Raw genomic sequence first — 14,500 nt, forward strand, 5'->3', positions numbered from 1 at the left:
CATAATACAAAGAATCCCCTAGAATGTCAATCACTTCGCGGAATTAATCGCGGTCGTGACGCTTTTTTTCACTGTGTTCGGGGTCGTCTCCCGGGTAATAAACCCGTTTTAAAAAGAGCCCATGCGCGGGCATCGTGAGCCGGGCCTGCTGGCGATCTTGTACCGCTAACAGGCGCTGAATGTCATCGACCGGCCGTTTTTTCATCCCGATTTCAACCAGAACCGCGGTCATGATTCGGACCTGATTGTACATAAAGCCGTCCCCATAAAATTCCAACTGAATTTCCTGCACCGCTTCATCATAAGTGGCCTGGGTGCTAAAGATGGTGCGAATCCGACTTCCCGGTTTAGCCCCCGATGCCACAAATGAGGCAAAGTTGTGCGTTCCCACCAGGTCCTGAATCGCCGTTTCCATCCGGTTAAAATCGAGCGGAAAGCGCCAGTGCGCCGTATAAAACCGCTTAAACGGATCGGTAAACGGTCCGAGTGATAACCGGTACAGATACTTTTTCCCCGTCACGTCGTACCGCGCGTGAAATGTGTCCGGCACAATCTCGACGTCCTTAATCTGGATGTCTAAGGGACACATACTGTTGAGTCCCTTTAGCATTTTGTCCGCCGGAATCGGAAACGGAAAGTCGAAGTGAGCAACCTGCGCGAGGGCATGGACGCCCGCATCGGTTCGACCCGACCCGTACACCCCGAAGGTGCCGTCCGGTTGCTTCGCCATCCGATTCACAATCTTGGTAAGCACCCCTTCCACCGTTCGCTGGTGGGGTTGGCGTTGAAAGCCTGCAAACTGAGTTCCGTCATAGGCAAACGTGATTTTATAGCGTTGTGTCATTTACACCCCTCGCAATCCAATTACAATCAGGCCCACGAGCAGGATCAGCCCTAGGGCCGCGGTGTCTAAGCGGTGCCAGTGATACTGGTAGTAACTACTGCGGGGCTGACTCGCATCATACCCGCTCGCACCTAGGGCATCCGCCAGGTTATCCGCGTGCCTAAAGGCCGAGACTAGTAAGGGGATGATCAACGCCAGGAAGTTCTTGACCCGGTGCCAGAGCTTTCCGCTGTTAAAGACCACGCCACGGGACCGCTGAGCGTTCATAATCGTCTGCATCTCGTTCAACAGGGTCGGAATAAACCGGAGCGCAATTGAGATCATGATCCCAATCATGGCGACCGGTACCCCGATTCGTTTCAAGGGTGTCAGCAACGTCTCCACCCCTTTCGCAATCGAGTTTGGAGACGTGGTCACCGTCAAAAGCATCGCAACGATGATGATCAGTAAGAACCGGACAAAGATTAAGCCAGCCGTCGTCACCCCAACACTGGTGACGTTGATTGGTCCCCAGTGCCAGTAGGTCGTCCCGCCGTGCCCAAAGGCCAGCTGAATCACGACCGTAAACGCGATTAACCACACAAACGGCCGTAACGAGGTCACCAGCATGTGTAACGGCACCTGGGCTAGGCGGACCAGCATCAGGATGACGGCGGTCAACCAGGCGTAGTTCAGCCAGTTGTTCGCCAGTAAAATCCAGGTAATTAACAGAATCAGACCGACAATCTTCCCAGTTGGATGAAGCCGATGCAGAATCGAGTGGCCCGGCAGGTAGTTTCCAAAGACCAGTTGATTCATTTAGCCCCCTCCTTTCGCAGGTGCGCGAGAACCTGGGCTACCAGTTCCCGGCGGGTCAGAGGGAGCTGGTCGAATGAGATCCCCTGGGCTTGGAGCGCGCGCCCCACCCGCACCGCTCCGGGCAGTACGAACTGGTTCTGCGTGGTTTGAAAGAAGGCCCGGGGCGTCGTGTCCTGGGTAATGCGGCCGTGTTGCATCACTACCACCCGCTGCGCGTACCGGGCCACGATGTCCATTTCGTGGGTAATCATGATGATGGTAACGTGCTGCTCCCGATTTAGGCTTTGGAGTAATTCCAAAATCGCCCGTCGGCCGTGGCCATCGAGACCGACCGTCGGTTCATCAAGGATCAGGAGCTTCGGTTGGCTCGCCAGCACGCCGGCAATGGCCACCCGCCGCATCTGGCCCCCGGATAGTTCAAACGGGGAGCGGGTCAGTAATTCCGGAGCAATTCCCACCTGCGCTAAACTCGTCCGGGCTTGCCGTTCGGCCACCTCTGCGGTCGCCCCAAAGTTCCGCGGTCCAAAGGCGACGTCCTGCAGCACGGTTTCTGCAAACAACTGCTGTTCGGGGGATTGAAAGACCATTCCCACCTGGGAACGAAGCTGTTGCAACTGACTGGCCTTAAGCCGGGGCTGGAGCGAAGCGCCTAAAACCTCGACCGTTCCCGTCTGAGCGAACTGGAGTCCATTCAGGAGCTTCACCAACGTTGATTTCCCACTCCCGGTCGTCCCGACGATCGTCACAAACTCACCTGCAGCCACGCTTAAACTCACGTCATGCAGTGCAGTGTGCGCCACCGGCGTGTTAACCCCATAGGTATAGTGAACGTGGTTTAAAGTAACTTGGTGAGCCATTGAATCAATTCCTTTTCGTTTAAATCGTGGTCTGGGACGGGAACGCCAGCCGCCGCAAAATCGCGTTGAACCTGTAAGCTAAACGGCAGTTCCAGCTGTAGTTGCGTCAGGAGCTGGTCCTGTTGAAATAACACCGCTGGGGTACCCGTAAAAGCCACCTGGTGGTTGTCTAACGCCACCACCTGCTCGGCGATCCCTAACATTTCTAAGTCATGGGTGATGAGCACAATCGTTAGTCCGGTTTGTTGTTGCAGGCGTTTCACAATCTGGTTAAGTTCGGACTTGGCCTGGGGATCCAGCATGCTCGTCGCTTCGTCGAGGATTAAAACTTCGGGCGTCACTGCTAACGCACTTGCGAGAGCGACCCGTTGCTTTTGCCCACCTGAGAGCAAGCCGGGTTCGCGATCCCGGTACTCCCACATTCCCACTTGATCTAAGGCCGTGCGGACACGTTGCTGCATCACGGACCGGGGTACGTTCCGATTTTCCAACCCAAAGGCGGTGTTTTCGGCGACCGTGGCGCCGACAATTTGATCATCGGGATTTTGAAAGACGAGCCCAATGCGCTGCCGGAGCTTGCTACTGGTGGTGGCTGTGACCTCCTCCTGATCAAGGAAAATGTGCCCCTGATCGGCAGTCAACAAGCCGGTCATCAGCTTGGCAATCGTACTCTTCCCACTTCCATTCGCCCCGACGAGGGCAACCGTTTGCCCGGCCGGAATTTGGAAGGAAACCTGCTGGAGCACCGGCGTTTCTGGTTGGTACGCAAAGTCAACACCCTGAAATTCAATTGTCGCGGTCACAATCACCACCTCCTTGGGATTGGAATTTAATTTTATGTATAAAAAAATCACTAAAAGATTGAGGCGCATGGTCAGACCACATTCAAGCTAGACTTGGACCTTCCATCATCATAACGCTTTATACCTCAACCTTAGTGATTCAGTGAAAATATGAAATTAGGGCAACCTAATCATTAAACAAATTCTAAGATAACCATTTGTGCACCATCACCACGACGTGGCATCGTCTTCAAAATCCGGGTGTAACCACCTTGACGATCTTGATACTTAGGTGCGAGTTCATCAAACAATTTTTGTAATGCCGTAGTAACTTTGATGTCATCGCCGTCTTCTTTTACATCGGCAATCGTGTTTTGTAAGTAAGCAGCAGCCCGCCGACGTGCAGCTAAGTCACCCTTCTTACCTAACGTCACCATTTGTTCGGCTAATGATCTAACCGTCTTTGCTTTAGCTTCGGTCGTTTCGATCCGATCGTTGACGATTAATTCAGTAGTCAAGTTACGAAGCATAGCACGACGAGGGCCTTTTTCGCGACCAAATTTACGATAACTCATAAGTGGGAGCCTCCTTTTTAATTAGTCTTCTTTACGAAATGATAATCCAAGCCCTTCCAGCTTCTGTTCGATTTCTTCCAGGGACTTGCGTCCGAGGTTGCGAACTTTCATCATGTCAGCCATGGATTTATCGGTTAATTCTTGCACGGTATTAATTCCAGCTCGTTTTAAACAATTGTAAGAACGAACGGAAAGATCCAATTCTTCAATTGACATTTCGAGCATTTTTTCTTTATGGCTTTCTTCTTTTTCCACCATGACGTTAGCTTGTTGGGCCTTGTCCGTGAGGTCCACGAACATTTCTAAGTGTTGTGATAACACTTTAGCTGCCAAGCTAATCGCTTCGGAAGGAGTAATTGAACCATTAGTCCAAACATCGAGAGTCAATTTATCAAAGTCATCACGCTGTCCAACACGCGTATCTTCAACCTGATAGTTAACACGTTCGATTGGGGTATAGATAGAATCGACTGGTAACACGCCAATTGGCATTTCGTCATTTCTAGCTTTGTTTTCTTCAGCTGATACATAACCACGGCCCTTGTTAGCCGTTACCGTCATGTGTAAAGTAGCACCCTCAGCAACCGTTGCAATGTGCAAATCGGGATTCAAAATCGTGGTATCACTGTCAGTGACGAGGTCAGCCCCAGTTACATCGGCCGGACCAGTAACGTTCACACTCATCGTGTGGGTTTCGTTTTGATCGTCTTCACTGTCAATTTTCAATTTCAACTTTTTCAAGTTCAAAATGATCTTTGTGACATCCTCAGTAACCCCTTTAACGGTTGAGAATTCGTGTAAAACACCATCAATTTGAACACTAGTAACTGCAGCGCCTGGTAAAGAAGCTAGTAAAACTCGTCGCAAAGAGTTCCCTAAGGTTGTCCCGTAGCCACGTTCTAATGGTTCGACAACTACTTCACCATAGTTATTTGTTTCTTCAATTTTGTGAATGTTTGGCTTTTCAAATTCAATCATTCTAACTTCTACCCCTTTCAAACAGCGTTGAGTCTATTACACAATGAGCTTGCATTAATATTAAACTCGACGACGTTTTGGAGGACGGCAACCGTTATGAGGAACTGGAGTAACGTCACGAATTGCGGCAACTTCCAGTCCAGTTGTTTGTAAAGCCCGAATTGCAGATTCACGACCTGAACCAGGCCCCTTAACTGCAACTTCCACAGTCTTCATACCATGTTCCATTGCTGCTTTTGCGGCAGCTTCAGCAGCCATTTGAGCAGCAAATGGAGTTGATTTACGACTACCACGGAAACCTAATGCACCAGCAGATGACCAAGCGATCGCGTTTCCTTGAACGTCAGTAATCATTACTAAGGTGTTGTTGAACGTTGAGTGAATGTGAGCCACACCAGCTTCAACGTGCTTTCTTGCTTTCCGTTTGCGAGTATTCTTCTTAACCATAGGGACTGATAACCTCCTTTTTAATTATTATTTTTTCGTTCTCTTACCTTTTCTGGTCCGAGCGTTATTCTTCGTGTGTTGACCTCTCGAAGGCAAACCACGACGGTGACGCAAACCACGGTATGAACCGATTTCTGAGAGCCGTTTGATGTTCATGCTAACTTCACGACGCAAGTCACCTTCGATTGTGTATTCATCGAGAGCAACCCGGATCTTATCTTCTTGTTCAGGAGTTAAGTCTTGCGTCCGAACGTCTTCTGAAACCCCAGCTTGTTGCAACACTTTTTGGGCAGTTGTGTTACCAACTCCGTAAATGTAAGTCAGGGCAATGACAACACGCTTGTTACGTGGTAAATCTACTCCGGCAATACGAGCCATTAATGTCCACCTCCTCTAATTTAGTCTTATTTTCCTTGGCGTTGTTTGTGCTTAGCGTTGGCTGAGCAAATTACCATTACTCGACCCTTGCGCTTAATAATCTTGCAGTTTTCGCACATCTTTTTTACTGATGGTCTTACTTTCATTTTATAACCCTCCTAGATAAAAGGTCTTACTTAAACCGATAAGTAATGCGACCTTTGGTTAAATCATATGGTGACATCTCAACAGTTACCCGGTCTCCTGGAAGTATCTTAATGTAATGCATTCTAATCTTACCAGAAACATGCGCTAAGATTTCGTGGCCGTTTTCAAGTTCGACCCGAAACATGGCGTTTGGTAACGTTTCGGTAATTTTTCCTTCGATTTCAATTACGTTATCTTTCGACACAACAATCCTCCAAAATTTAAATCAATCAAATCCGCTCTAAAAACCGTTCCCAATACCTACCAATATAGCATATTAGCAGGCATTCGACAACGAAGCTGTTATTTGGTTTGCAATTGAGACAACACTTGATTGATTTCCTTAGTAACCTCCGCGATGGCTTGGTTCCCATCCACCGTGTGCAACAACTTGCGTTTCGAATAGAAGTCAATTAATGGGGTATTCATCTTTAAATTAACATCTAACCGATTCTTCACGGTTTCCGGCTTGTCATCGCTTCGTTGGTAAAAGACATGTCCACCACAAACATCACACGTACCTTCAACACGAGGCTTTTTGTACAATTTATGATAAGTAGCACCACAGTTTTTACAAATGAACCGACCAGACAACCGTTCCACGAGGGTTTGCGGATCAACATCAATGTTTAACACCGCATCGAGTGGTTTGGCTAACTTGGTGGTCATCTTTTCTAGTTGTTCGGCCTGAACAATGGTCCGGGGAAATCCGTCCAACAAGTACCCAGGTTGGGTATCAGGTTGTTGTAAGCGTTCCTCAACGATCCCACAGGTCACGTCATCTGGAACTAAGTCCCCGCGATCAATGTACGTTTGGGCTTTCACTCCCAACGGCGTTTGTTGCTTAATTGCAGCCCGGAAGATGTCTCCGGTGGAAATATGAGGAATCCCATATTGCTCTACAATAAAATCAGCTTGCGTACCCTTCCCAGCACCGGGAAGACCCATAATCAACAAATTCATTGACATTCGTTTGTGCCTCCTACTTTGCCTTGGGATCATTTTGAATGAACCCGGTATATTCTTGCCGCATGGTTAAACCCTTGATTTGGTTCATGAATTCGATGGTTACTCCCACAATAATCAGGAGGTTGGTTCCACCGAGTCCAATTGAACTATTTAAGTTCCAGACGTTTTGGGCAATCAACGGGATAATCGAAACGACCCCTAAGAATAATGCCCCAATCGTACTTAACCGCATCAATAACCGCGAAACGTAATCCTGCGTTCCCCGACCGGGCCAGACACCAGGAATGTAACTCCCCTGCTTTTGCAAGTTTTCAGCCAGTTTTTGCGGATTAACCTGCACAAAGGCGTAGAAGAACGTGAAGACCACAATCAGAATCGTGTAAAAGGTCGCTCCCATTGGAGTTTGCATGTTAAACAATTCTGATAAGAATTTGAACCAGCCCGACTCACCGTAGTTCTTCGTAAAGAACATTAGGATCGTTTGGGGCGTTGAGATAAAGGCACTGGCAAAGATGACGGGAATCACTCCCGCAACGTTCACCTTGAGGGGCAGGTAACTGGAATCAGCTGACCCAGCGGCCCGCCGCGTGTATTGAATTGGAATCCGACGTTCGGCTTGTTGCACCCAGGTCACAAAGGTCACGATGATCAGCATAATGATGATCAACGCCACGATGAAGAGGGCGGGTTCCCACATTTGATCCATGGCCGTTCCCTGAATGTAATCCCGGTAAATGCTGTCAAATCCAGTGGGGATGTTGGCAACAATTCCGGCAAAGATAATCATGGAAACTCCTTGCCCAACTCCCTTGTCGGTAATCATGTCTCCCATCCAAGTGGTTAACATGGTTCCGGCGGTCAGGATCAGACCAATACTAATGTAAGTTCCAATCCCGGGGTTTTGCACCAGTTTTAAACTACTTAAAGCGTTAAAACCGGCCGTAATTCCAATTGACTGGGCAAAGGCGAGAAAGACGGTCAGCCGCTTGGTCACTTTATCAAGCTTTAAGCGTCCAACTTCTCCCTGCTTCCCCCATTCCACAAACTTTGGAACGATGTCCATTTGTAATAACTGAACCACAATTTGAGCAGTAATGTAAGGTGAAACTCCCATCGCAAAGATCGAATAGTTAGTTAAACCTCCACCACTGAACATGTTCAAAACGTTAACTAACCCAGAAGAAGCAACTTCTTGAAGTGCCTTTGCGTTAATCCCTGGGACTGTAATGTAAGCACCCAGTCGAAACACAGCGAGAACAAACAGCGTGAACAAAATTTTGTTCCGAATGCCTTTGTCTTGGAATGCACTTTTTAAGGTTGATAACATTAGATCACCTCAGCTTTACCGCCGGCATCTTCAATTGCTTTTTTCGCACTTGCAGAGAACTTGTTGGCTTGAACCGTCAACTGTTTGTCAAGTTGACCGTTACCAAGCACCTTAATTCCGTCCTTGAGGTTCCGGATAATGCCAGTTTCTACTAATGCTTCAGGAGTTACTTCGGCACCGTTGTCAAACGCGTTCAGTTCATTAACGTTCACGATCACAATGTCCTTGCGGTGAATGTTAGTGAATCCGCGTTTCGGAATCCGACGGTACAAAGGCATTTGGCCCCCTTCAAAACCTAAACGGGTTTTGCCACGGGCTTTTTGTCCTTTTTGTCCCCGACCAGACGTTTTACCCTTGCTGGAACGACCACGACCCTTCCGAGTCCGTTCGGAACGTGAACCTTCAGCAGCTTTTAATTCGTCTAACTTCATGAATTGCACCTCCTCTTACTTTAAATGTAATTAATCCTTAACTTGTTCAACGTCAACTAGGTGAGCAATTTTGAATAATGCTCCCCGCGTTGCTGCATTATCGGGCTTGATTACACTACTGTTAATCCGGCCTAATCCTAATGCTTCCACAATCTTACGTTGTTTGGGAAGACGATGAGCAGCACTGTGAACTAAAGTAATCTTTAATTGAGCCATCTGTATCTCCTCCTTATTCAGCTAAGTGGTCTGCGGAAACACCACGAAGTTCTGAAACTTCAGTAGCACTCTTCAGTCCCTTTAGCCCTTCGAAAGTTGCCCGGATAACGTTGATTGCTGTGTCAGAACCAAGTCGTTTACTGGTAACATCGTTGATTCCCGCTAAATCCATAACGGCACGAACGGCACCACCAGCAGCTACTCCAGAACCTTCTTCGGCTGGTTTTAACATAATCTTACCCCCACCGTAAACTCCAACGATTTCGTGGGGAATCGTCGTTCCAACGATTGGAACTTCGATCAAGTTCTTCTTAGCAGCTTCAACGGCCTTCCGAATGGCTTCTGGAACTTCTTGCGCTTTTCCAGTTCCAAAACCAACGTGACCATTTTTGTCACCAACAACAGCTAGGGCAGCAAACCGTAGCCGACGTCCACCTTTAACAACCTTTGTAATCCGGTTGATGGCAACAACATTATCATCTAAATCCAATTTGTTCGGATCAATAAATTTAGCCATGCGAGTGTCTTCCTCCTTTGATTAAAATTCGAGTCCATTTTCGCGAGCGCCAGATGCTAAGGCAGCCACACGACCATGGTATAAGTAACCACCACGGTCAAAAACAACTTTTTTGATGTTTTTGGCAGTAGCCCGGTCAGCAACTAACTTTCCAACGCTGTTCGCTTGTTCCGTCTTGTTGCTTCCAGTTACTTCTTTGTCAAGAGTTGAGGCACTAGCTAGCGTTACACCCGCTACGTCATCAATTACTTGAGCGTAGATGTTTTTGTTAGAACGGAAAACGTCTAAACGTGGGCACTCAGCAGTACCAGCAATTTTACTACGAACACGAGCATGTCTTACCTTTCGTGTTTTGTTTTTGCTTGGTTTTGAAATCAAAATAGTCACCTCTATTATCTGTTTAAAAACTACTTACCAGTCTTACCTTCTTTAAGCACAATCCGTTCGCCTTCGTAACGAATCCCTTTCCCTTTGTAAGGTTCTGGGGAACGAATAGCCCGGACTTTAGCGGCAAAATCACCAACGTGTTGTTTGTTAATTCCTTCGATTTGAATCGTCGTGTTGTCAGGAACTTGCACGTCAAGATCTTCTGGAAGTGGTACTTCAACGGGGTTTGAGTAACCAACGTTTAAAATTAAGGTCTTCCCCTTTAATTGGGTCCGGTATCCAACCCCAACTAACTTAAGGTTCTTCTTAAATCCGTTAGCAACTCCTTCAACCATGTTGTTGAAGTTGGCACGTGAAGTTCCGTGCATTGCGCGCATTTTGTTGTCGTACTTACCAGCTGGTTCGAAGTTAACTTCGTTACCGTTAACCTTCATTTCCACCATTGGAGAGAAAGTTGCCGTTAATTCACCCTTAGGACCCTTAACGGTCACTTGGTCGCCGTTTTGAGAGATCGTAACCCCTTCTGGGATTTCAACTGTTTTGTAACCAATTCTACTCATCTGTTAAACACCTCCATTTCCGTTGTGATTATTACCAAACGTAAGCTAACACTTCGCCACCGACTTTTTTGTCGCGAGCTTCTTTGTCAGTGATAACTCCATTTGAAGTTGAGATGATTGCAATCCCTAAACCGTTCAAGACCTTAGGAACATCATCTGATTTAACGTACGAACGTAAACCAGGCTTTGAAATCCGTTTCAAGCCCGAAATAACGCGTTCGTCGTTTTTTCCATATTTGAGGAAAACCCGGATTACGCCTTGTTTATCGTCTTCGATGTATTCAACCCGACTGATAAATCCTTCGCGCTTCAAGATTTCAGCAATATTACGTTTAATTTTTGATGCAGGTACATCAACTGAAGTATGGCGTGCCATGTTGGCATTCCGAATTCGAGTTAAAAAGTCTGCAATTGGATCTGTCATTGCCATTAGCGTGGAACCTCCCTTTTAGTTTGTTTTTTCTACCAACTAGCTTTCTTCATGCCAGGAATTTGACCCCGGTGGGCAAGTTGACGTAAGCAAACCCGGCATAAGTGGAACTTTTGGTAAACCGCACGAGGTCGACCACAACGTTCGCAACGAGTGTAGTTTTGAGTAGAGAACTTAGCTGGACGCTTGTTCTTTTCTACCATCGATTTTTTAGCCAAATTAAAACCTCCTATTTAGCGAAAGGCATTCCAAATTGTTTGAGCAATTCGTGGCCTTCTTCATCAGTTTTAGCGGTCGTTACCAGCACGATATCTAACCCACGTACTCGGTTAACGTCATCGTAGTTAATTTCTGGGAAAATCAATTGTTCTTTAATTCCCACCGTGTAGTTCCCCCGACCATCAAAGGAGCGGTTAGGCACCCCGTGGAAGTCACGAACTCGTGGTAAGGACACGTTGATTAATTTGTCCAAGAAGTCGTACATTTTGTCACCGCGGAGGGTTACTTTAGCTCCGATTGGCATTCCTTCCCGCAGACGGAAAGCGGCAATCGATTTCTTAGCTTTCGTAACCAACGGTTTTTGACCAGAAATTAACGTTAGTTCGTTAACGGCCTCATCTAGGTTCTTCGAATTTGTTACTGCATCACCAACACCCATATTCAAAACAATTTTTTCAAGTTTTGGTCCTTGCATAATTGATGAATAGTTGAATTTTTCTACTAGTGCTGGGAGAATTTCTTTCTTATATCTTTCTTCTAAACGAGTAGACATGCGAATTGTTTCCTCCTTTCACTGACAATCGTTAGTCGATTGCTTTGTGTGATTTCTTTGAAATACGAACTTTTTTACCATCTTTAACTTCGATGCCAACCCGAGTTGGTTCGTTAGTTGATGGGTCGATTAACATTACGTTTGAGGCACTGATTGGTGCTTCAACGTCGAAAACACCACCTTGGGGGTTTCCTTGCGAAGCTTTTTCATGCTTCTTTACTTTGTTGATTCCTTCAACAACTACACGGTTATCGGCAGCAAGTACTTGGGTGATTTTGCCATCTTTTCCCTTGTCTTTTCCAGCGATTACGCGCACTTTGTCACCAGTTTTTAAGAACATTAATCTGGCACCTCCTTATTTTTGTGATTGGATTAAAGAACTTCAGGCGCTAATGAAACGATCTTCATAAAATTGTTATTCCGTAATTCACGAGCAACCGGTCCAAAAATACGGGTACCTTTCGGGCTCTTATCATCGTTAACCAAAACAGCGGCGTTTTCATCAAAACGAATGTAGGAACCATCATTACGACGGGAAACCGCCTTAGTTCTTACGATAACTGCTTTAACCACGTCCCCTTTTTTGACAACGCCACCTGGTGTTGCTTGTTTAACAGTAGCAACAATTACGTCACCAATTCCAGCATAACGAACTCGTGAACCACCTAAAACTTTGATAGTTAAAAGTTCGCGGGCACCAGAGTTATCGGCAACCTTCAAACGACTTTCTTGTTGGATCATAGTAAGTGTGTCCTCCCTTCAGCTTTAAAATCAAAATACGATCAAGCGACACAAAGCTAGATAATAACGGCTTCTTCAACAACATCAACGAGACGGAAGTGGACCGACTTCGATAATGGCCGTGTTTCCATGATTTCAACAATATCGTTCATCTTAGCCCGATTGTTTTCATCGCGCGCTTTGTACTTCTTGGTGTATTTGATCCGCTTACCATAAGTTGGATGTGTTTTAGTCGTTTCAACGGCAACCGTGATGGTTTTGTCCATTTTGTCAGAAACAACTCGACCTCTGTATCTCTTACGTTCATTACGTTCTGCGCTCATCTACATAACCCTCCTTTTCTCGGATTTTATTGATTTAATTCCTTTTGCCGCAAAGCTGTTTTGAGCCGGGCGATGGTCTTCCGGACAGTTCTCAAACGAGCGGTGTTTTCCAATTGACCAGTGGCTAATTGAAACCGAAGATTGAACAATTCCTTTTTGTAATCTTGTTCCTTAGCACGCATTTCGTCAGTGGTTAACTTACTAATTTCTTTAGCCTTCATTTGATTCGCCACCTACTTCCTCACGTTTAATAATCTTAGTACGAATTGGCAACTTGTTTGAAGCTAAAGTCAAGGCTTTAATGGCAGTCTCTTCGTTAACACCGGCAACTTCGAAAAGTACCTTACCGCGCTTAACGGGAGCAACCCATCCAGCTGGACTACCTTTCCCTTTACCCATTCGAACTCCAATACCTTTTTCCGTGTATGACTTTTGGGGGAAAATTTTGATCCAAACTTTTCCCCCACGCTTCATGCAACGAGTAATGGCAATTCGGCAAGCTTCAATTTGTCTGTTAGTAATCCAATGTGAATCAATGGCTTGTAAACCATATTCACCGAAAGCAACGCTGTTTCCGCCCTTTGAGTGACCGCGTAATTTACCACGGTGTTCACGACGGTGCTTAACACGTTTTGGTACAAGCATGTTTACTTACCTCCCTTACGATTTTCCTCAGGTTTGTCAGGTAAAACTTCACCACGGTTAATCCAAGTTTTCACACCAATTGAACCATAAGTAGTGTGGGCTTCGTTCCATGAGTAGTCGATGTCAGCACGTAACGTGTGCAGCGGAACCCGACCTTCTGAATAACTTTCGATCCGAGCCATGTCAGCTCCGTTCAAACGGCCAGCTGATTGAGTTTTAACCCCAGTGGCACCAGCCCGCATAACGCCCTTCATTGCTTGGCGCATTGCCCGACGGAATGCTACCCGACCTTCTAGTTGACGAGCGATGTTTTCTCCAACTAAGTCAGCTTCGAGATCTGGTTTCTTAACTTCCACGATGTTGATGTGCACACGGCGACCCGTTAACTTGTTCAAGGCTTGCCGTAAGCTTTCAACTTCTGATCCACCCTTACCAATCACCATTCCTGGCTTAGCAGTGTGAATCGAGATGTTAACCCGTTTAGCAGCCCGTTCGATATCAATTTCTGATACGGAAGCGTCCGCTAAGCGTTTTTCGAGGTAGCCACGAATCTTCAAATCTTCATTTAAGTATGAAGCGAATTTATCGTCATTTGCAAACCATTGTGCTTGCCAACCACGGGTAACACCAATTCGTAAACCATTCGGATTAATTTTTTGACCCATGTTCTATCCCTCCTTTTGTTCTGATACTACGATTGTGATGTGACTAGTACGTTTGTTGATGGGAGAAGCAGAACCTTTTGCCCGGGGACGGAACCGTTTTAAGGTTGGTCCTTCGTCGGCATAAGCTTCGCTTACAACCAAGGTTTGACCGTCAAGATCAAAGTTGTTTTCTGCGTTAGCAACGGCAGAGCGTAACACTTTTTCCACAACGGGAGATGCCCCGCGGGGAGTGAACTTCAAGATTGAAGTTGCTTCTGCAACCTGCTTGCCTCTAATAAGATCTAAAACAAGGCGGACCTTACGAGGGGCAATGCGAACAGTTTTAGCGATTGCTTTTGCTGATGTAACTTGTTCAGCCATTAGATATCCTCCTTGTTATACAGTTTTTTTGTCGGTATTTCCGTGACCGTGGAATGTCCGAGTTGGTACGAATTCACCAAGTTTGTGGCCTACCATGTCTTCTTGGATGAACACTGGGACATGATGTCTACCGTTGTAAACTGAGATAGTGTATCCAATGAAACTTGGGAAAATCGTCGAACGACGTGACCAAGTCTTGATAACCGTTTTCTTTTCTTGGTCTTTTTGCGCGTCAATCTTCTTTAAGAGTGATTGGTCGGCAAATGGTCCCTTCTTTAAACTACGACTCATTAATGAAACCTCCTCTTCATG

At 46.4% G+C, this 14,500-nt stretch carries 28 protein-coding genes; all 28 read right to left on the minus strand.

Features of this window, described 5'->3' with window-relative positions:
• Positions 1-43: 43 nt before the first annotated feature.
• A complete protein-coding gene (gene truA, locus M3M35_RS02960; RefSeq protein WP_252750511.1) occupies positions 44-844 on the minus strand; it encodes a tRNA pseudouridine(38-40) synthase TruA in 801 nt (266 codons plus the stop codon).
• Positions 845-1,642, minus strand: a complete 798-nt coding sequence (locus tag M3M35_RS02965) for an energy-coupling factor transporter transmembrane component T family protein (RefSeq protein WP_252750512.1) — start codon at positions 1,640-1,642, stop codon at positions 845-847.
• The gene (locus tag M3M35_RS02970) at positions 1,639-2,499 is read right to left on the minus strand and encodes an energy-coupling factor transporter ATPase (protein WP_252750513.1); all 861 of its coding nucleotides are present in this window, start codon (positions 2,497-2,499) and stop codon (positions 1,639-1,641) included. The genes M3M35_RS02965 and M3M35_RS02970 overlap by 4 nt, the downstream gene beginning before the upstream one ends.
• Positions 2,478-3,302, minus strand: coding sequence for an energy-coupling factor transporter ATPase (locus tag M3M35_RS02975; RefSeq protein ID WP_252750514.1), 825 nt, complete (start codon positions 3,300-3,302; stop codon positions 2,478-2,480). The genes M3M35_RS02970 and M3M35_RS02975 overlap by 22 nt, the downstream gene beginning before the upstream one ends.
• A 173-nt stretch (positions 3,303-3,475) precedes the next feature.
• Complete coding sequence (rplQ, locus tag M3M35_RS02980; RefSeq protein WP_252750515.1) at positions 3,476-3,856, minus strand: 50S ribosomal protein L17; 381 nt, start codon at positions 3,854-3,856, stop codon at positions 3,476-3,478.
• A gap of 21 nt (positions 3,857-3,877) precedes the next feature.
• Entirely contained in the window at positions 3,878-4,834 is a 957-nt protein-coding gene (locus tag M3M35_RS02985; protein ID WP_252750516.1) for a DNA-directed RNA polymerase subunit alpha, read from the minus strand.
• Positions 4,835-4,894: 60 nt separating this feature from the next.
• Positions 4,895-5,281 (minus strand): 30S ribosomal protein S11, encoded by a 387-nt coding sequence (gene rpsK, locus M3M35_RS02990; protein WP_252750517.1) that lies wholly within the window; start codon positions 5,279-5,281, stop codon positions 4,895-4,897.
• Between the two features lie 27 nt (positions 5,282-5,308).
• Positions 5,309-5,659, minus strand: a complete 351-nt coding sequence (rpsM, locus tag M3M35_RS02995; protein ID WP_252750518.1) for a 30S ribosomal protein S13 — start codon at positions 5,657-5,659, stop codon at positions 5,309-5,311.
• A gap of 26 nt (positions 5,660-5,685) precedes the next feature.
• A complete protein-coding gene (rpmJ, locus tag M3M35_RS03000) occupies positions 5,686-5,805 on the minus strand; it encodes a 50S ribosomal protein L36 (RefSeq protein WP_252750519.1) in 120 nt (39 codons plus the stop codon).
• A 26-nt stretch (positions 5,806-5,831) separates the two neighbouring features.
• Positions 5,832-6,050, minus strand: a complete 219-nt coding sequence (gene infA / locus M3M35_RS03005) for a translation initiation factor IF-1 (RefSeq protein ID WP_252750520.1) — start codon at positions 6,048-6,050, stop codon at positions 5,832-5,834.
• A 98-nt stretch (positions 6,051-6,148) separates the two neighbouring features.
• A complete protein-coding gene (locus M3M35_RS03010; RefSeq protein WP_252750682.1) occupies positions 6,149-6,808 on the minus strand; it encodes an adenylate kinase in 660 nt (219 codons plus the stop codon).
• Positions 6,809-6,827: 19 nt separating this feature from the next.
• Positions 6,828-8,141 carry a preprotein translocase subunit SecY gene (secY, locus tag M3M35_RS03015; RefSeq protein WP_252750521.1) on the minus strand — a complete coding sequence of 438 codons (1,314 nt, stop codon included), beginning with the start codon at positions 8,139-8,141 and terminating at the stop codon, positions 6,828-6,830.
• On the minus strand, positions 8,141-8,572 hold the full coding sequence (gene rplO, locus M3M35_RS03020; RefSeq protein WP_252750522.1) for a 50S ribosomal protein L15: 432 nt from the start codon (positions 8,570-8,572) through the stop codon (positions 8,141-8,143). The genes secY and rplO overlap by 1 nt, the downstream gene beginning before the upstream one ends.
• 30 nt (positions 8,573-8,602) lie before the next feature.
• Positions 8,603-8,788, minus strand: coding sequence for a 50S ribosomal protein L30 (gene rpmD / locus M3M35_RS03025; protein WP_252750523.1), 186 nt, complete (start codon positions 8,786-8,788; stop codon positions 8,603-8,605).
• Between the two features lie 13 nt (positions 8,789-8,801).
• Positions 8,802-9,305, minus strand: coding sequence for a 30S ribosomal protein S5 (rpsE, locus tag M3M35_RS03030; protein ID WP_252750524.1), 504 nt, complete (start codon positions 9,303-9,305; stop codon positions 8,802-8,804).
• 21 nt (positions 9,306-9,326) lie between these two features.
• Positions 9,327-9,683 (minus strand): 50S ribosomal protein L18, encoded by a 357-nt coding sequence (rplR, locus tag M3M35_RS03035; RefSeq protein WP_252750525.1) that lies wholly within the window; start codon positions 9,681-9,683, stop codon positions 9,327-9,329.
• A 29-nt stretch (positions 9,684-9,712) separates the two neighbouring features.
• Positions 9,713-10,252, minus strand: a complete 540-nt coding sequence (gene rplF / locus M3M35_RS03040; protein ID WP_252750526.1) for a 50S ribosomal protein L6 — start codon at positions 10,250-10,252, stop codon at positions 9,713-9,715.
• A gap of 31 nt (positions 10,253-10,283) precedes the next feature.
• Positions 10,284-10,682: a 30S ribosomal protein S8 gene (gene rpsH, locus M3M35_RS03045; protein WP_252750527.1), complete on the minus strand. Its 399-nt coding sequence runs from the start codon at positions 10,680-10,682 to the stop codon at positions 10,284-10,286.
• A gap of 32 nt (positions 10,683-10,714) precedes the next feature.
• Positions 10,715-10,900: a type Z 30S ribosomal protein S14 gene (locus M3M35_RS03050; RefSeq protein WP_252750528.1), complete on the minus strand. Its 186-nt coding sequence runs from the start codon at positions 10,898-10,900 to the stop codon at positions 10,715-10,717.
• An 11-nt stretch (positions 10,901-10,911) separates the two neighbouring features.
• Positions 10,912-11,454, minus strand: coding sequence for a 50S ribosomal protein L5 (gene rplE, locus M3M35_RS03055; RefSeq protein WP_252750529.1), 543 nt, complete (start codon positions 11,452-11,454; stop codon positions 10,912-10,914).
• Positions 11,455-11,485: 31 nt separating this feature from the next.
• On the minus strand, positions 11,486-11,794 hold the full coding sequence (gene rplX, locus M3M35_RS03060; RefSeq protein ID WP_252750530.1) for a 50S ribosomal protein L24: 309 nt from the start codon (positions 11,792-11,794) through the stop codon (positions 11,486-11,488).
• A gap of 32 nt (positions 11,795-11,826) precedes the next feature.
• Positions 11,827-12,195, minus strand: a complete 369-nt coding sequence (rplN, locus tag M3M35_RS03065; protein WP_252750531.1) for a 50S ribosomal protein L14 — start codon at positions 12,193-12,195, stop codon at positions 11,827-11,829.
• Between the two features lie 56 nt (positions 12,196-12,251).
• A complete protein-coding gene (gene rpsQ, locus M3M35_RS03070; RefSeq protein ID WP_252750532.1) occupies positions 12,252-12,518 on the minus strand; it encodes a 30S ribosomal protein S17 in 267 nt (88 codons plus the stop codon).
• 26 nt (positions 12,519-12,544) lie between these two features.
• Positions 12,545-12,739 carry a 50S ribosomal protein L29 gene (rpmC, locus tag M3M35_RS03075; RefSeq protein WP_252750533.1) on the minus strand — a complete coding sequence of 65 codons (195 nt, stop codon included), beginning with the start codon at positions 12,737-12,739 and terminating at the stop codon, positions 12,545-12,547.
• Positions 12,729-13,163, minus strand: coding sequence for a 50S ribosomal protein L16 (rplP, locus tag M3M35_RS03080; protein ID WP_252750534.1), 435 nt, complete (start codon positions 13,161-13,163; stop codon positions 12,729-12,731). The genes rpmC and rplP overlap by 11 nt, the downstream gene beginning before the upstream one ends.
• Positions 13,164-13,165: 2 nt before the next feature.
• Complete coding sequence (rpsC, locus tag M3M35_RS03085; RefSeq protein WP_252750535.1) at positions 13,166-13,828, minus strand: 30S ribosomal protein S3; 663 nt, start codon at positions 13,826-13,828, stop codon at positions 13,166-13,168.
• A gap of 3 nt (positions 13,829-13,831) precedes the next feature.
• Positions 13,832-14,188, minus strand: coding sequence for a 50S ribosomal protein L22 (rplV, locus tag M3M35_RS03090; protein WP_252750536.1), 357 nt, complete (start codon positions 14,186-14,188; stop codon positions 13,832-13,834).
• 15 nt (positions 14,189-14,203) lie between these two features.
• Positions 14,204-14,479, minus strand: coding sequence for a 30S ribosomal protein S19 (gene rpsS, locus M3M35_RS03095; RefSeq protein WP_252750537.1), 276 nt, complete (start codon positions 14,477-14,479; stop codon positions 14,204-14,206).
• Positions 14,480-14,500 lie beyond the last annotated feature (21 nt).

Origin of the sequence: Fructilactobacillus myrtifloralis, from assembly GCF_024029335.1 — a bacterium.
GTDB classification, from domain to species: Bacteria; Bacillota; Bacilli; order Lactobacillales; family Lactobacillaceae; genus Fructilactobacillus; species Fructilactobacillus myrtifloralis.

What these genes read in the sequence shown, in the direction of transcription:
- truA (WP_252750511.1), bottom strand. Translation starts at nt 844, where the DNA reads ATGACACAACGCTATAAAATCACGTTTGCCTATGACGGAACTCAGTTT.
- M3M35_RS02965 (WP_252750512.1), bottom strand. Translation starts at nt 1,642, where the DNA reads ATGAATCAACTGGTCTTTGGAAACTACCTGCCGGGCCACTCGATTCTG.
- M3M35_RS02970 (WP_252750513.1), bottom strand. Translation starts at nt 2,499, where the DNA reads ATGGCTCACCAAGTTACTTTAAACCACGTTCACTATACCTATGGGGTT.
- rplQ (WP_252750515.1), bottom strand. Translation starts at nt 3,856, where the DNA reads ATGAGTTATCGTAAATTTGGTCGCGAAAAAGGCCCTCGTCGTGCTATG.
- M3M35_RS02985 (WP_252750516.1), bottom strand. Translation starts at nt 4,834, where the DNA reads ATGATTGAATTTGAAAAGCCAAACATTCACAAAATTGAAGAAACAAAT.
- rpsK (WP_252750517.1), bottom strand. Translation starts at nt 5,281, where the DNA reads ATGGTTAAGAAGAATACTCGCAAACGGAAAGCAAGAAAGCACGTTGAA.
- rpsM (WP_252750518.1), bottom strand. Translation starts at nt 5,659, where the DNA reads ATGGCTCGTATTGCCGGAGTAGATTTACCACGTAACAAGCGTGTTGTC.
- rpmJ (WP_252750519.1), bottom strand. Translation starts at nt 5,805, where the DNA reads ATGAAAGTAAGACCATCAGTAAAAAAGATGTGCGAAAACTGCAAGATT.
- M3M35_RS03010 (WP_252750682.1), bottom strand. Translation starts at nt 6,808, where the DNA reads ATGAATTTGTTGATTATGGGTCTTCCCGGTGCTGGGAAGGGTACGCAA.
- secY (WP_252750521.1), bottom strand. Translation starts at nt 8,141, where the DNA reads ATGTTATCAACCTTAAAAAGTGCATTCCAAGACAAAGGCATTCGGAAC.
- rplO (WP_252750522.1), bottom strand. Translation starts at nt 8,572, where the DNA reads ATGAAGTTAGACGAATTAAAAGCTGCTGAAGGTTCACGTTCCGAACGG.
- rpmD (WP_252750523.1), bottom strand. Translation starts at nt 8,788, where the DNA reads ATGGCTCAATTAAAGATTACTTTAGTTCACAGTGCTGCTCATCGTCTT.
- rpsE (WP_252750524.1), bottom strand. Translation starts at nt 9,305, where the DNA reads ATGGCTAAATTTATTGATCCGAACAAATTGGATTTAGATGATAATGTT.
- rplF (WP_252750526.1), bottom strand. Translation starts at nt 10,252, where the DNA reads ATGAGTAGAATTGGTTACAAAACAGTTGAAATCCCAGAAGGGGTTACG.
- rpsH (WP_252750527.1), bottom strand. Translation starts at nt 10,682, where the DNA reads ATGGCAATGACAGATCCAATTGCAGACTTTTTAACTCGAATTCGGAAT.
- rplE (WP_252750529.1), bottom strand. Translation starts at nt 11,454, where the DNA reads ATGTCTACTCGTTTAGAAGAAAGATATAAGAAAGAAATTCTCCCAGCA.
- rplX (WP_252750530.1), bottom strand. Translation starts at nt 11,794, where the DNA reads ATGTTCTTAAAAACTGGTGACAAAGTGCGCGTAATCGCTGGAAAAGAC.
- rplN (WP_252750531.1), bottom strand. Translation starts at nt 12,195, where the DNA reads ATGATCCAACAAGAAAGTCGTTTGAAGGTTGCCGATAACTCTGGTGCC.
- rpsQ (WP_252750532.1), bottom strand. Translation starts at nt 12,518, where the DNA reads ATGAGCGCAGAACGTAATGAACGTAAGAGATACAGAGGTCGAGTTGTT.
- rpmC (WP_252750533.1), bottom strand. Translation starts at nt 12,739, where the DNA reads ATGAAGGCTAAAGAAATTAGTAAGTTAACCACTGACGAAATGCGTGCT.
- rplP (WP_252750534.1), bottom strand. Translation starts at nt 13,163, where the DNA reads ATGCTTGTACCAAAACGTGTTAAGCACCGTCGTGAACACCGTGGTAAA.
- rpsC (WP_252750535.1), bottom strand. Translation starts at nt 13,828, where the DNA reads ATGGGTCAAAAAATTAATCCGAATGGTTTACGAATTGGTGTTACCCGT.
- rplV (WP_252750536.1), bottom strand. Translation starts at nt 14,188, where the DNA reads ATGGCTGAACAAGTTACATCAGCAAAAGCAATCGCTAAAACTGTTCGC.
- rpsS (WP_252750537.1), bottom strand. Translation starts at nt 14,479, where the DNA reads ATGAGTCGTAGTTTAAAGAAGGGACCATTTGCCGACCAATCACTCTTA.